Annotated in this window: 14 protein-coding genes and 1 other RNA gene; 4 read left to right on the top strand and 11 right to left on the bottom strand. The window is 52.4% G+C overall.

Annotated elements, in window-relative coordinates:
• Positions 1-8: 8 nt before the first annotated feature.
• From rsmI to tadA, 11 genes are all read right to left on the bottom strand, one after another.
• A complete protein-coding gene (gene rsmI, locus ACI31J_RS07215) occupies positions 9-878 on the bottom strand; it encodes a 16S rRNA (cytidine(1402)-2'-O)-methyltransferase (protein ID WP_439773747.1) in 870 nt (289 codons plus the stop codon).
• A gap of 8 nt (positions 879-886) precedes the next feature.
• On the bottom strand, positions 887-1,237 hold the full coding sequence (locus ACI31J_RS07210; protein ID WP_439773746.1) for a DNA replication initiation control protein YabA: 351 nt from the start codon (positions 1,235-1,237) through the stop codon (positions 887-889).
• A complete protein-coding gene (holB, locus tag ACI31J_RS07205) occupies positions 1,237-2,259 on the bottom strand; it encodes a DNA polymerase III subunit delta' (protein WP_439773745.1) in 1,023 nt (340 codons plus the stop codon). Before holB ends, ACI31J_RS07210 begins: the two co-directional genes overlap by 1 nt.
• Positions 2,260-2,274: 15 nt before the next feature.
• Positions 2,275-2,598 carry a cyclic-di-AMP receptor gene (locus ACI31J_RS07200; protein WP_439773744.1) on the bottom strand — a complete coding sequence of 108 codons (324 nt, stop codon included), beginning with the start codon at positions 2,596-2,598 and terminating at the stop codon, positions 2,275-2,277.
• A gap of 22 nt (positions 2,599-2,620) precedes the next feature.
• Positions 2,621-3,262 (bottom strand): dTMP kinase, encoded by a 642-nt coding sequence (gene tmk, locus ACI31J_RS07195; protein WP_439773743.1) that lies wholly within the window; start codon positions 3,260-3,262, stop codon positions 2,621-2,623.
• Between the two features lie 14 nt (positions 3,263-3,276).
• Positions 3,277-3,528 carry a YaaL family protein gene (locus tag ACI31J_RS07190; RefSeq protein ID WP_439773742.1) on the bottom strand — a complete coding sequence of 84 codons (252 nt, stop codon included), beginning with the start codon at positions 3,526-3,528 and terminating at the stop codon, positions 3,277-3,279.
• A gap of 3 nt (positions 3,529-3,531) precedes the next feature.
• On the bottom strand, positions 3,532-4,131 hold the full coding sequence (recR, locus tag ACI31J_RS07185) for a recombination mediator RecR (protein WP_439773741.1): 600 nt from the start codon (positions 4,129-4,131) through the stop codon (positions 3,532-3,534).
• Complete coding sequence (locus ACI31J_RS07180; protein ID WP_283594017.1) at positions 4,131-4,439, bottom strand: YbaB/EbfC family nucleoid-associated protein; 309 nt, start codon at positions 4,437-4,439, stop codon at positions 4,131-4,133. The genes recR and ACI31J_RS07180 overlap by 1 nt, the downstream gene beginning before the upstream one ends.
• A gap of 22 nt (positions 4,440-4,461) precedes the next feature.
• The gene (gene dnaX / locus ACI31J_RS07175; RefSeq protein ID WP_439773740.1) at positions 4,462-6,345 is read right to left on the bottom strand and encodes a DNA polymerase III subunit gamma/tau; all 1,884 of its coding nucleotides are present in this window, start codon (positions 6,343-6,345) and stop codon (positions 4,462-4,464) included.
• Between the two features lie 141 nt (positions 6,346-6,486).
• An RNA gene (ffs, locus tag ACI31J_RS07170) (signal recognition particle sRNA small type) lies at positions 6,487-6,584 on the bottom strand.
• Between the two features lie 35 nt (positions 6,585-6,619).
• Positions 6,620-7,123: a tRNA adenosine(34) deaminase TadA gene (gene tadA, locus ACI31J_RS07165; RefSeq protein ID WP_439773739.1), complete on the bottom strand. Its 504-nt coding sequence runs from the start codon at positions 7,121-7,123 to the stop codon at positions 6,620-6,622.
• Between the two features lie 232 nt (positions 7,124-7,355).
• Here tadA and nrdH point away from each other — a divergent pair, with 232 nt between their 5' ends.
• From nrdH to adhE, 4 genes are all read left to right on the top strand, one after another.
• Positions 7,356-7,577 carry a glutaredoxin-like protein NrdH gene (nrdH, locus tag ACI31J_RS07160; protein ID WP_439773738.1) on the top strand — a complete coding sequence of 74 codons (222 nt, stop codon included), beginning with the start codon at positions 7,356-7,358 and terminating at the stop codon, positions 7,575-7,577.
• A 102-nt stretch (positions 7,578-7,679) separates the two neighbouring features.
• Positions 7,680-9,851, top strand: coding sequence for a class 1b ribonucleoside-diphosphate reductase subunit alpha (gene nrdE, locus ACI31J_RS07155; protein ID WP_439773737.1), 2,172 nt, complete (start codon positions 7,680-7,682; stop codon positions 9,849-9,851).
• 83 nt (positions 9,852-9,934) lie between these two features.
• On the top strand, positions 9,935-10,957 hold the full coding sequence (gene nrdF / locus ACI31J_RS07150) for a class 1b ribonucleoside-diphosphate reductase subunit beta (protein ID WP_439773736.1): 1,023 nt from the start codon (positions 9,935-9,937) through the stop codon (positions 10,955-10,957).
• A gap of 295 nt (positions 10,958-11,252) precedes the next feature.
• Positions 11,253-13,880, top strand: coding sequence for a bifunctional acetaldehyde-CoA/alcohol dehydrogenase (adhE, locus tag ACI31J_RS07145; protein WP_439773735.1), 2,628 nt, complete (start codon positions 11,253-11,255; stop codon positions 13,878-13,880).
• Positions 13,881-14,154 lie beyond the last annotated feature (274 nt).

Raw genomic sequence — 14,154 nt, 5'->3', positions numbered from 1 at the left:
GCTGCCTCCTATAGGTTGTGATACTGCTTGTACAGATCCTGCCGCTTGACATGGTTGCGCTTGGCCACCAGCTTAATTGCCGCATTGGTCGAAAGACCCCCAACAATCTCGCGGTCTACCTGTTCGGTCAAAGAAAGGTCCGCTGCATCATCATGTCCTTCAGCTGCCGGGTCAGGGTTCCCGCCGACCAACACAACAAACTCTCCGCGAGCCTGGTGGTCGTCAAACCAATCCCGCAGTTCCCCCAACTGTCCGCGACTGAATTCCTCGTAACGCTTTGTCAGTTCCCGGGCTAAGACGGCCGGCCGCTCATCACCGAAAACCTCGGCCATCGTTGCCAGCGTCTTTTTCAGCCGGTGGGGAGCTTCATAGAAGATCATTGTTTCCGGCCGATCCCGGAGCTCTTCTAGGGCTGTCACCTGTTGCTGGTGTTTGCGCTCTAAGAAGCCATAGAAATAGAAGGGCTGCGGAACCAATCCTGAAGCAATTAAAGCGGTCAGGCCGGCGTTGGCCCCGGGCAGGGGAATCACCGGAATGCCGGCTTGTACTGCCGCGGCGACTAGTTCCTTACCCGGATCGGAAATGGACGGCATCCCCGCATCGCTGCACTGGGCAATGTCCATCCCCGCCTGCAACTTTTCCAGCAGCTCGGGAATCCGCTGCTCGGTATTATGTTCATGGAAACTGATCTGCCGGGTGTCAATTTCAAAATGGTTCAACAGCTGCTGGGTGTGCCGGGTATCCTCCGCCGCAATCAGGTCAACGTCTTGGAGCGTCTTGATCGCCCGAAAGGTCATATCGTCCAGGTTGCCGATCGGGGTCGGCACCAAGTAGAGGTGGCCCGTCTCCTGGTTATTAAAACTGCTTATCTGTTGCATCTCTTCACCTACTTTGCTTTGTCCGGATCATGACCGAAGATGACGTCAGTACAGAAGGCACAGGACTCCCCTGGCGCCAACCGCTTGCCAAAATACTCGCTGCAGACGTGGAAGCCCTGCTGGTAGAGTTCCTTGAGGTTCTGCCGGGAGCCGGATAGTTTGGATTCGCCGTGCTCGTCCTTCATCTTCTTGATCACCCGCCGCAAGTGGTCGTTTTCGATGGACAGTTCCGCATTCTGCTCCAGCAACTCCGTGATCTGGTTTTGCAACTGTTCCATGTTAGCGACCAGTTCGCGTGTCTGCTTCGTCACCTGGGTAAAGCGATCGTAAATATTCTCGTTTGCTTGTTTTTCACTCATTATTCTGCCCCCACTGCACGCAATGTCTGCACAATTCGAATGGTCAGCTGCTCGACAATATTTTGGAAGTTAATGTTCTGCCCCAGCAGATGCCGGATCTCCAGGGTCAATTGACTGACCGTCAACAGCTGCTGCATTGAATACTGACCGGCCAAGGCCTGCATCTGCCCTTGTTCACTGATGAAGTGCAGCCGCGCGGGATCCGTCACCCCGTTAGCAACCAGGAGAGCATCCCGCCAGATCAGAGTGATCAGGTCGAGCAGGACCTGCTGCTTGCCCCGGTCTCCCGCCAGTTTGACCAGCTTGGTCTGAACCTCGACAAAGGCCAGCATGTTACCCTGGCTGACGTTATTGAACCACTGGCAGACCCCGGTGAGCGCCTGATTGAACCAGTCGTCACTGCACCATTCTTGGATCTCCTGAACGGAATCGGTGAGACCGACCGCTACCGTGCTCAGTCCCTTGGGAATCTCCGCCTGGGCCAGCTGCTCGAGCAGTTTCTCCTTGCTGAGCGGCTGCATCTCAATGACCTGGGTCCGCGACCGAATCGTTGGCAGCACCGCACTCTTATTCGTGGTCAGCATTAGGATATAAACTCCAGGACCAGGTTCCTCAATGAACTTCAGCAGGCTGTTGGCCGCCCCGGTGGTCATCTTCTCGGCGTCCTGGATGATGAAGAGCTTCTGGCTTCCCTCCATGGCACTCTTGGTAAACTCAGCCTTTAGATGGCGAATTTCGTCCACCTTGATCTGCCGGCCCTGGGCGGAGGCCGTTACAATGTCCGGGTGGTTGCCAGACAGGATCCGCTGGCACTCCGCACAGGTCAGGTCCGGTTCTCCGTTCTGTGGATGCAGACAAAAGAGCCGGAGGGCCAGCCAGCGAGCAATCTCCAGCTTGCCGGAACCGGTGGGACCGACGAACAGGTAGGCGTGCGCCAATTCGTGATTATTAAGGATCCGCTTGAGCCGGTCAATGATCTGCGGCTGAAGCTCCTCAGCCCGTTCTCGTGCTTCCTGTGCCAAATCAATCCCCCACTTTTAGAACTTAATGAAGTCGTCGACTGGCAGGACAAAGACCGTCGCGCCGCCGACTTTAACGTTGACTGGGAAGGCTGAGCCCCCTTCAACGTCCATATGCATTTGAGAAGTAATGTATTGCTCACGGGACTTGGCGTTCTTCTTGATTACGTCCAGAACATCCTGAACCCGTTCATCTTGAATCCCGATCAAGAAGGTAGAGTTTCCTTCGCGCAGAAAACCTCCAGTGGTGGAGAGCTGAGTCACCTGAATGTTTTCAGCCGTGAATGCCTTCCGCAAACGGCTGCTGTCCTTTGCTTGAACAATGGCCACAATCATCTTCATTATAATCACCTCTACAAATTAGTTAAAACAGTTCTGGGTAGCGATCATTAATTACTTTCTTTACGTCGGCAACCACCTGGTCGAGGGGTTGGCTGGCATCGACCAGCTTGATTCGGTCGGGGTGCGCCTTTTGCAAACGCAGGAAGGAGTGCCGAACCAGGTGGTGAAAAGCCAGTTTTTCCTCATCCAAGCGGTTGACCTGGTCGGCGCGGTGTTCAGCGATCCGCCGCAACCCCACCTCCGACGGAACGTCCAGGTAAACCGTCAAGGCCGGCAAGAGGCCGTCGATGGCAAACTGGTTCAGCTGCCAGATCTCCTGCTCGCCTAGGTGACGACCGGCTCCCTGATAGGCAATCGAACTGTCGACATAACGGTCACATAAAATCACCTGATCATCATGCAGGGCTGGCAGAATCTCCGAAACAATGTGTTGACGCCGGGCGGCCGCAAACAAGAGGGCTTCCGTCCGGGCATCCATGTCGGTGTTCTCCGCATTGAAGAGCACCCGGCGAATCTGCTCCGAAATATGGTTGCCGCCGGGTTCCCTGGTGTACATCACCCGGTCGGCCCCCAGCTGTTCATCCAGGGCGGCTTTGATTTGGCGCATCACACTCGTTTTACCGGCACCATCCGGCCCCTCAAAAGAAATAAACTTTCCACTCATTATTCGTTTCCTTTCTACTGGCTGACAATACCCTGGTTGAGCTGGCCATGAACGTGGTAGCGGCGAGCAATCCGGTACAGGTATAAATATTTCTGCTCCTGCAGGTGCGCCCGATCCTGCAGCTCACTGCTGACATTGGCCTCGTAGACCGCCCGCTCGGTTTCTCGAGCATGATCCCAGCTGGCCTTGGTCTCGTAGATCGTTGCTAAGAGTCGCTGGTTGCGTTTCTTTTCTATTTGGTGTTTTGGCTGACGTTTAAATAACATCTCTTACATCTCCGTTCGTCCTTGAACTGCCTTGAACAGGGTCATCTCGTCAGCATAGTCGATATCAGCACCCACTGACAGACCGTGAGCCAAGCGAGTCACCTTAATTCCGGCCGGCTTGATCAGCTTGGCCAGGTACCCCGCCGTCAGCTCACCATCCGAGGAGGCGTTCGTTGCGATAATGACCTCCTTAACCTCATCATTCTTCTGCAACCGTTTCAGCAGGCTGGTGATGTTGATATCCTCAGGACCAGTCCCGGCAACGGGTGAAATGACCCCTTGCAAGACATGGTAGAGCCCGTGGTACTCGTGCATCCGTTCCATAGCCATGATGTCTTGCGACTGCTCAACCACCAAAATCTTGGACCGGTCCCGGGTCTTGTCCCGACAGATCGGACAGGGGTCGTCCTCCGTGATGTTGCCGCAAATGCTGCAGCTGTGCAAGTCCCGCTTGGCTGATAACAGGGACTTGGCGAAGTTGGTTACGTCATCCTCTTCCATCCCGAGCGTGTAGAAGGCCAACCGGGTCGCCGTCTTCTGCCCGATGCCTGGCAGCTTGGTGTAGCTTTCGATCAGCTTGGCAAGTGGTTCTGGATACTGCATTACATCCCCATCCCCCGGGTGTACTTACCGAGGGTCTGTTGCGTCGCCTCATTGACCTTGGTCATCCCATCGTTAATCGCGGCTACGACCAGGTCCTGGAGCATGTCGATATCATCTGGATCAACGGCTTCCTTATTGATCTTCAGGTCCACCAGTTTGTTGTCACCGGTGAAGGTCGCCGTCACCATGTCATCGGGCGCCTTGCCGACAAATTCCTGCTTGGCAAGTTCCTCGTGTTCAGCCATCATTTTCTTCTGCATTGCCTTTGCTTGCTTCATCATTTGTTGCATATTCATTCCACGCATCATAATCCTATCCATCCTTTATATTTTAATTATCTTCTATTTTAACAATATCGTCGCCAAAAAGCTGCTTAGCGGCCGCTACCGGATCCTGACTGCCGGCAGATTGTCCGGCAGGCGGCGTCATATCAGCCGCTTCAGGATCAGCTGGCGGTTCTTCCGGCAGGGGCGGCTCAGCCGGGGCCGGTGCGGCTAGCTGAGACTGCGGGGCCGGCTCAGTTTGCTGAACGCTTGACTGCGGCTGCTGGGCACTCGGCTGCACTTGCGGCGCTACTGGCTGCGAGCTGGCCGGTTTCCGGTGATCAAGGCCGTGTTCTTTAATGTAGTTCTTCCTGATCTGCGGCCACTTATCCTGCGGCACGAACACCACCTTATATTCGCTCCCTATCAACTGCTGCAGGGCCCCCTCCATCGCCGTAGTCAGGTTATCATCCGTCGTGGCTTCCTGGAAAAGGAAGGCATAGTTGAAGGCAACGATCACCCCGGTTGCACTAGCAGCCACGGGCTTGGAGACGTGAAGCAGCGAACGTTGGGGGACCGTCAGATGGTTAAGCATATCTTCCCACAGGTTCTGGAGGTTGACCAGGTCTTTTCTGGTGGCCGCCCCGAGAACCGGGTAAATCCGCCCCAGGTTAACCTGAACTTTTCGTTGCTTAACGCGCGGCTGGGCAGGCCGCTTGGCCGGCCCGCCCCCGGTTGCCCGGAGTTGCTGAACCGTCTGTTGGAGTTGCTGAATCTCTTGTTGCAGCTGCTTGATCGTTGCGTTGGCTGCCAGGTTGGGCTGTGATTGCTGGGCAGACTGCTGCGGTGCCGACGCAGCTTCACCGTCCTTGATCTGACAAAGCTTGACCGTCAGAACTTCCAAGTAGACATCCGGGTGCGTCGTAAAGCGCATCTCTTCTTGAATGTCATTGAGTTCGTCGATCATCTGGTAGAGGCTACCCGCCGATACTGCAGCGCTGAGTTCCTTGAAATCCTCATCCTTGAGGCCGGTAGCAGCCACACTGATCAGGTCCGGCGACTCCTGGTAGAGAAGGACGTCCCGGATAAAGGAAATCAGGTCTTCAATAAAGCGTTGACCGTCTTTCCCTTCGCCTAGGATATCCTTCATCGTATCGAGGGCCTGGGCACTCTCGTGATGCACCAGCTCCAGAAAGTACTTCTTCAGCAACTGTTTAGTTACACTACCGGTCACCAGCAGGGCGTCGTCAAGTTTGACCTCGTTATCGCTAAAGGACAGCACCTGGTCTAGAATGCTCAACGCATCCCGCATTCCCCCCTCGGCAGCGTTGGCAATCACCCAGAGGGCCTTCTCTTCGTAATCGACCTTCTTCTGATCCAGAATGAACTTCATCCGGTCGAAAGCGTCTTGGGCACTGATCCGGCGGAAGTCGAAACGCTGAACCCGCGAAATGATCGTCAACGGGATCTTGTGCGGCTCGGTCGTCGCCAGGATGAAGATGACGTTTGTCGGGGGTTCTTCCAGGGTTTTCAATAAGGCATTAAAGGCCCCGGTGGAGAGCATGTGAACTTCGTCGATGATGTAGACCTTGTAGTCGGCCTGGGTCGGTGCATACTTGGCCTTATCGCGAATATCTCTGATCTCTTCGACCCCGTTGTTGGAAGCCGCATCGATTTCAATTACATCGTTGAGCTGGCCCTTGGTGATCGCCCGACAGATCTCACACTGATTGCAGGGTTCGCCATCTTTTGCATGGTGACAGTTGACCGCCTTGGCAAAGATCTTGGCGGCCGAGGTCTTCCCCGTCCCCCGGGGACCCGCAAATAGGTAGGCGTGGCTGATCTGATTAGTGATAATTGCGTTCTTTAGGGTCTGGGTTACTATTTGCTGGCCGACCAGCTCGTCAAATCGCTGGGGCCGCCAAACCCGGTATAAAGCCTGGTAACTCACGCTAACCTTCCTTTCTGATAACAAAGTGCTAATAAATATTATACAAGCTTTCCCCTGCAATTTGTTATCAATCTGTTTGGCAATTTAATAAATTAAAGAGGCCCACGGCAAGAAGATCTCGCCATGAGCCTGGAGTTGATTATCAATAAAACTTAGAGCACAAGCTGCTTCATACTTAGTGCTGCTTCCTTCCGGACCTGACACGGTTCGTAAGTGCAACCTTGCTCTAAGGCCTTACGGCAATATTTATAGTACACTACTTCGCCACGAAATGCTAGTCCTTTGCCCGACATTTTTTACGTGCTAGCTTCTTCCTTTTTCGAATCGCCCGGAAGAAGTCCTTCAGCATCCGGCTGCACTCCGCTCCCCGCAGGCCGCTTTCGACATTGACCTGGTGGTTCAGCCGCTGATCGCTCAATAAATGATAGAGGCTGTCCACGGCTCCCGCCTTCGGGTCCTTGGCTCCATAGTAGACATTCTTGATCCGGGCATTGATGATGGCACCGCTGCACATGATACATGGTTCCAGGGTCACATAGAGGTCACAGTCCTCCAGCCGCCAACTGCCCAGGGTCGTGCATGCCTCCATGATCGCCAGCATCTCCGCGTGGTAGGTCACGTCCTGGAACTTCTCACGCATGTTATGTCCCCGGCCGATGATCTGCCCATCATGAACAACCACCGCCCCGATTGGCACCTCGCCGAGAATCTCTGCCTGCCTTGCCTCCTTGATGGCCGCCTGCATATATTTTTCGTGAATTTTTTCGTCTGTCATCATATTTCTCCGCAAAATTAAAACATTTTTCGTCGTTTCCAGTGTATAATGGTTACCTGACTCTTATCTAGTGATTACTAAAAAAGTTTCACAAAGTTAGCCCCCGTCGTTATTACCATATATCGTGTTTCACTAATTGTGTAGCACCATATATGGTATTTTTTGATTGATTTTTCCTCATTTCCCACTATACTAGAAAACATCAAATCGATAAATTAAGTAAGGGGAAATTAGTATGGTAACTGTCTTTTCCAAGAATAATTGTATCCAATGCAAGATGACCAAAAGATTCTTGCAACAGCACAATATTGATTTCATCGAGCACAACATCGATGAGCAGCCTGAATACGTCGCCAAGCTAAAAGCAGAGGGGTTCATGGCTACTCCGGTGGTCAAGCTTCCTAACGGTAACGCATTTTCTGGCTTCCGTCCAGACCGTCTTCAACAATTAGCATAGTCGTTGAAAGCTACTTAAAGCCAGGTAGAACAGCGTGTTTCGCCACCTTCTCCCTGGCTTGATTTTTGTCACCAACAGCAATTAGAAAGCGAGCAAATCAACATGGCATTATCTGACATTGACCTGACCAAGGTCCGTTACTTCGATCTCAACAACGAGGTCAACATTCCCCGCAATGGACAAATCCAACTAGATAAGGATAAAGAAGCCTTAACAGACTTCATCGAAAGCAACGTCAAGCCCAATACCAAGCATTTTTCTTCATTAAAGGAGCGCTTCACCTGGTTAGAGGATCATGACTACATCGAACGCGGCTTCATGGACCAGTACAGCCTGGCATTCATCGAGAAGCTCTATGATTACCTCAAGGCTCAGAACTTCCACTTCCATTCCTTCATGGCCGCATACAAGTTCTATGCCCAGTACGCCCTGCGGACCAATGATAAGGAATACTACTTGGAAAACTACATTGACAGGGTCGCCATGAACGCCCTCTACCTGGCCAATGGAGACCAGGAGCTGGCGATGGACCTGGCTGACGAGATCATTCACCAACGCTACCAACCGGCTACCCCAACCTTCTTGAACGTGGGTCGCAAGCGCCGGGGCGAGTTCATCTCCTGCTTTGCCATTCAAACTACCGACGACATGAACACCATCGGCCGGACGATCAACTCCGCCCTCCAACTCTCCAAAATTGGCGGCGGGGTCGGCATTAACCTCTCCAACCTCCGGGAAGCCGGCGCGCCGATCAAGAAAATCAAGGGCGCGGCCAGCGGGGTGGTTCCGGTCATGAAGCTCCTCGAGGACAGTTTCTCCTACTCCAACCAGCTGGGCCAGCGGCAAGGGGCCGGCGTAGTCTACTTGAGCGTCTTCCACCCCGACATCATCGAATTCTTGGGTGCCAAGAAGGAAAACGCCGATGAAAAGATTCGGTTGAAGACTCTCTCACTGGGGATCACCGTTCCAGACAAGTTCTACGAGCTGGTCGAAGCAAACCAGGACATGTATCTCTTCAGTCCCTATGACGTTGAACGCATCTATGGCGTACCATTCTCCTACGTAGACATCACCAAGGAATACGACAACATGGTCGCCAACGACGAAATCCACAAGAAGAAGGTCAATGCCCGGGACCTGGAGGACGAAATCAGCAAGCTCCAACAGGAATCCGGCTACCCGTACATCATCAACATCGACACGGTTAACCGGGCCAACCCGATTGATGGCAAGATCGTGATGAGCAACCTTTGTTCTGAAATTGCTCAGGTCCAGGTCCCATCCCGGGTCAACGATGACCAAACCTACACCAAGTTGGGCCAGGACATCAGCTGCAACCTCGGTTCGACCAACATCGCCAACATGATGGACAGTCCTGACTTTGGCCGGTCCGTGCGAGCAATGGTCCGGGGGCTGACCCGGATCAGTGATGTCGAACAAATCGACACCGTCCCTACCATTAAGCACGGGAACGACCTCACCCATTCTATCGGCCTCGGCGCCATGGGATTGCATGGCTACCTGGCTAAGAACCACATCCAGTATGGCAGTCCGGTGGCCATCGAGTTTACCGGTGTCTACTTCATGCTGTTGAACTACTGGTCCCTGGTCACCTCCAACGAGATTGCCAAGGAGCGCGGCGAGACCTTCACCGGCTTTGATAAGAGCGCCTATGCCGACGGTTCCTACTTCGACAAGTACGTCAACCGCGACTGGCGGCCGCAAGCCGACGTTGTCAAGGAGCTCTTTGCCGGCATCTTCATCCCCGGCCCCGCCGACTGGGAGCAGCTCCGGGACCGCGTCATGCAAGACGGCCTTTACAACGCCTACCGGTTAGCCGTAGCACCAAACGGTTCGACGGCCTACATCAACGATTCGACGGCCAGCCTGACCCCAATCGTCAACCGGATCGAGGAGCGGCAAGAAAAGATGATTGGTAAGATCTACTACCCGGCCCCATACCTCTCAAATGACACCATGCCATATTACAAGTCCGCCTATGACATGGACATGCGTAAGGTCATCGACACGTACGCCGCGGCCCAGCAGCACGTTGACCAATCCCTTTCATTGACCCTCTTTATGCGATCCACCATCCCAGCCGGACTATACGACTGGAAGGCTGGCCGGACCGATAAGATGACGACCCGGGACCTCAACCTCCTGCGGCACTACGCCTACAAGAAGGGGATCAAGTCGATCTACTACATCAGAACATTTACCGATGATAATGACGAGATCGGCGCCAACCAGTGCGAGAGCTGTGTCATTTGATTTGGCACTGGGTACCTGTTAAACTTAAAATCACTGTGATACGATAGAAATTTTGCCTAATCATGAAAAGGAGCAGCACGTTAATGAAGCTGGAAGAAAAATTTAAGCCACTGAATAGCTATAAAGCGATCAACTGGAACGAGGTTTCCGACATGATCGATAAGGCGACTTGGGAAAAGCTGACCGAGCAATTCTGGTTGGACACCCGGATCCCCGTTTCAAATGATCTCGATGACTGGCGCGAGCTTGATGATGACCACCGCTGGACGGTCGGCCACGTCTTCGGGGGGCTGACCCTCTTGGATACCGTCCAATCAGAGGCCGGTCTGACCGCCCTCAAGGAAGACGTCAAAACCCAGCATGAGACGGCCGTCTTGAACAACATTCAGTTTATGGAATCGGTCCACGCCAAGAGCTACTCCACCATCTTTTCTACATTGAATACTCCTGACGAAATTGAAGAGATCTTCAAGTGGTCAGACTCTGAGGAATACCTGCAAAACAAGGCCACCAAGATTGCCAACATGTACCTCGACCCTGCCGAGGACCCGCTGAAGAAAAAGGTTGCCAACGTCTTTCTGGAAACCTTTCTCTTCTACTCCGGCTTCTACACGCCGCTCTACTACCTGGGCCACAACAAGCTGAACAACGTGGCCGAAATCATTAAGCTAATCCTGCGGGACGAATCCGTCCATGGTACCTACATCGGCTACAAGTTCCAGGTTGGTCTGCGTAACCGGACCGAAAAGCAGCAACAGGATATTAAAGATTGGATGTATAACTTCCTCTACGACCTCTATAGCAACGAGGAAAACTACACCCACCTCCTCTATGACCAAGTCGGCTGGACCAGCGATGTTTTGACCTTCATCCGTTACAACGCCAACAAGGCCCTGATGAACCTCGGCCAGGAACCGCTCTTCCCTGACACCGCCGCTGACGTCAATCCGGTAGTCATGAACGGGATCTCAACTTCCACTGCTAACCACGACTTCTTCAGTCAGGTCGGCAACGGGTACCGGCTCGGCGAGGTTGAAGCAATGAGCGACGACGATTATAACATCAAGGATCCAAACGCTGGTAAAGATAAGAACTCACGTGAATAATTAGACGAGCCCCGTCAACTGTTTGTCCAGCTGGCGGGGCCTTTTTCGTAGCTGCTTATGTGAAGTTTAGTTCAAGCAATGAATAAAGCAAATTATATGTAACCCATGGCCGCTAAAATTATACCAATATTTTTATTAATGAGCCGCGCCTTTACAGCATCATATTGTAAGCGGATTCATCGGCATAACCATTGTTCACACCATCACAAAGTGCTTGATTTTACCGAGAACATATATTACTATTAATCATGTTCAAAACATAACAAACTATTAAAAATCAAAGGAGCACTTTGTTATGGCTAATCAAAAAAAGCAAACTGTAGAATCAAAAGAAAACAAGCAGCAGCAAGCTCAGGCCATGGTCGATGACCTGATGAAGAAGAGTCTGGCTGCCTTTGAAAAATTAAGATACTATTCACAAGAACAAGTTGATAAGATCTGTCAGGCAATGGCTCTGGCTGCCGAAGAACACCACATGGACTTAGCCGTTGACGCCGCTAAGGAAACTGGTCGTGGGGTTGCCGAAGATAAGGCAATCAAGAACATCTACGCCAGTGAGTACATCTGGAACAACATCCGTCACGACAAGACGGTTGGAATCATTGAAGACAACGATGAAGACCAAACCATCACCATTGCGGACCCACTGGGGGTCATCGCCGGAATCGTTCCGGTTACAAACCCAACGTCCACCACGATCTTCAAGTCCATCATCTCTGCTAAGACGCGGAACACGATCATCTTCTCCTTCCACCCGCAAGCTCTGCAATCTTCAATCAAGACTGCTAAGATCTTGCAAGAAGCCGCTGAAAAGGCCGGGGCTCCAAAGGATATGATCCAATGGATCCCACAATGTAGCATCGAAGCCACGACGGCTTTGATTAAGAACCCGAATACCGCCACAATCCTGGCAACCGGTGGCCCAGCCATGGTTAAGGCGGCCTACAGTTCTGGTAACCCGGCATTAGGGGTTGGTCCTGGTAACGGTCCGGCCTACATCGAAAAGTCAGCTAACATTGCACGTTCCATCTACGATATCGTGCTTTCCAAGACTTTCGATAACGGGATGATCTGTGCTTCAGAAAACTCCGTCGTTGTTGATGACGAGATTTACGACCAAGTTAAGGAAGAATTCAAGAAGTGGAACTGCTACTTCATCAAGCCAAACGAAATTAAGACCTTCACTGATGGCTTCATCGACCCTGACCGGCACCAAGTACGGGGACCAATTGCCGGTCGTTCTGCCAACGCGATCGCTGAAATGTGCGGTCTGAAGAATGTTCCTGCCAACACCAAGGTCCTGATCGCTGAATACGACGGTGTCGGCGACAAGTACCCACTTTCTGCTGAAAAGCTTTCCCCAGTGCTGACTATGTACCGGGCAACGTCACGGGAAAACGCCTTTGACATCTGCCGTCAACTGCTGCACTACGGTGGTGAAGGTCACACGGCGGCCATCCACACCTTAGACGAAGATCTGGCTACTAAGTACGGTCTGGAAATGCGGGCATCCCGAATCATCGTTAACTCCCCATCTGGGATCGGTGGGATTGGTAACATCTACAACAACATGACGCCTTCCCTTACTCTGGGGACTGGTTCTTACGGTGGTAACTCTGTTTCTCACAACGTTACCGACTGGGACCTCTTGAACATCAAGGTAATCGCTAAGCGGCGGGAAAATCGTCAATGGGTCAAGATTCCCCCAAAAGTATACTTTCAACGGAACTCACTGAAAGAATTGCGGGATATCCCAAACATTGAACGGGCCTTCATCGTTACGGGCCCAGGGATGAGCAAGCGTGGTTACGTTCAACGAGTAATTGACCAACTGCGGCTTCGTCAAAACCGGACCTCTTACCTGGTCTTCGATGATGTGGAAGAAGATCCATCAACGGACACGGTTGAAAAGGGTGTCGCAATGATGAACGACTTCAAGCCAGACACCATTATCGCCCTCGGTGGTGGTTCACCAATGGACGCTGCCAAGGCAATGTGGATGTTCTACGAGCACCCAGAAACTTCCTGGTACGGCGTAATGCAGAAGTACCTCGATATCCGGAAGCGTGCTTACCAGATTAAGAAGCCGGTTAAGTCCCAACTCATCGGGATCCCAACCACTTCTGGGACTGGTTCTGAAGTAACTCCATTCGCGGTTATCACTGACTCCAAGACCCACGTTAAGTACCCACTGGCTGACTACGCCCTGACACCAAACATTGCGATCGTTGACTCCCAATTCGTTGAGACGGTCCCGGCAAAGACCACGGCCTACACCGGTCTGGACGTTATCTGCCACGCTACTGAATCATACGTTTCCGTAATGGCAACCGACTACACCCGTGGTTGGTCACTGCAAACCGTCAAGGGGGCCATGGAATACCTGCCAAAGTCTGTCCGCGGTGACAAGCTTGCTCGGCGGAAGATGCACGACTTCTCCACAATGGCCGGAATGGCATTTGGTCAAGCCTTCCTGGGAATCACCCACTCACTGGCCCACAAGATGGGTGGTGCGTTCGGCCTTCCTCACGGTCTGCTGATCGCCATCGCCATGCCGCAGGTAATCCGCTTCAATGCTAAGCGGCCACAAAAGCTCGCCCTCTGGCCACACTACGAGACTTACCACGCAACCAAGGACTACGCTGACTTGGCACGGTTCATTGGCCTGCAAGGCAACTCAGACGAAGAACTGGCCGAAGCTTACGCTAAGAAGTTCATCGAAGTTGCTCACGAATGTGGTGTCAAGTTAAGCCTCAAGGACAACGGGGTTACCCGTGAACAATTCGACAAGGTGGTCGACGAACTGGCCGTCCTGGCTTACGAGGACCAATGTACGACTACTAACCCGGTTGAACCACTGGTTAGCCAGCTCAAGGAGCTCCTTGAACGGTGCTACGATGGTACCGGTGTTGAAGAAGATTAATAACAATTAAATTCGATTATAAGGGAGCGAGACAGAAGTCGGTTACGACTTCGTCTTCGAGCCCCCGCGAGCACAAATAGGGCTCAAGCGTTCGGAATTTCCGAATGCTTGAGCCCATTTGTGTACCGCGCTGTAAATTTTTAGCCTGTATAAAAGGACTTATGTCACAGCCCCTTAATTGTGTTTAAGAATTTTCCAATTCGGCGTCCCCACCCCCGGATTGATTCCACTAATCTGGTAAAATTAAGTTAGCAAATGCCAAATAAAGGAGGCC

This window comes from Limosilactobacillus sp. (assembly GCF_051873075.1).
Classification (GTDB): Bacteria; Bacillota; Bacilli; order Lactobacillales; family Lactobacillaceae; genus Limosilactobacillus.
This window is presented reverse-complemented; position numbering and strand designations above follow the sequence as displayed.

Coding starts and splice junctions, on each gene's coding strand:
- rsmI (WP_439773747.1), bottom strand. CDS start 878: ATGCAACAGATAAGCAGTTTTAATAACCAGGAGACGGGCCACCTCTAC.
- ACI31J_RS07210 (WP_439773746.1), bottom strand. CDS start 1,237: ATGAGTGAAAAACAAGCAAACGAGAATATTTACGATCGCTTTACCCAG.
- ACI31J_RS07200 (WP_439773744.1), bottom strand. CDS start 2,598: ATGAAGATGATTGTGGCCATTGTTCAAGCAAAGGACAGCAGCCGTTTG.
- tmk (WP_439773743.1), bottom strand. CDS start 3,262: ATGAGTGGAAAGTTTATTTCTTTTGAGGGGCCGGATGGTGCCGGTAAA.
- ACI31J_RS07190 (WP_439773742.1), bottom strand. CDS start 3,528: ATGTTATTTAAACGTCAGCCAAAACACCAAATAGAAAAGAAACGCAAC.
- recR (WP_439773741.1), bottom strand. CDS start 4,131: ATGCAGTATCCAGAACCACTTGCCAAGCTGATCGAAAGCTACACCAAG.
- ACI31J_RS07180 (WP_283594017.1), bottom strand. CDS start 4,439: ATGATGCGTGGAATGAATATGCAACAAATGATGAAGCAAGCAAAGGCA.
- tadA (WP_439773739.1), bottom strand. CDS start 7,123: ATGATGACAGACGAAAAAATTCACGAAAAATATATGCAGGCGGCCATC.
- nrdH (WP_439773738.1), top strand. CDS start 7,356: ATGGTAACTGTCTTTTCCAAGAATAATTGTATCCAATGCAAGATGACC.
- nrdE (WP_439773737.1), top strand. CDS start 7,680: ATGGCATTATCTGACATTGACCTGACCAAGGTCCGTTACTTCGATCTC.
- nrdF (WP_439773736.1), top strand. CDS start 9,935: ATGAAGCTGGAAGAAAAATTTAAGCCACTGAATAGCTATAAAGCGATC.
- adhE (WP_439773735.1), top strand. CDS start 11,253: ATGGCTAATCAAAAAAAGCAAACTGTAGAATCAAAAGAAAACAAGCAG.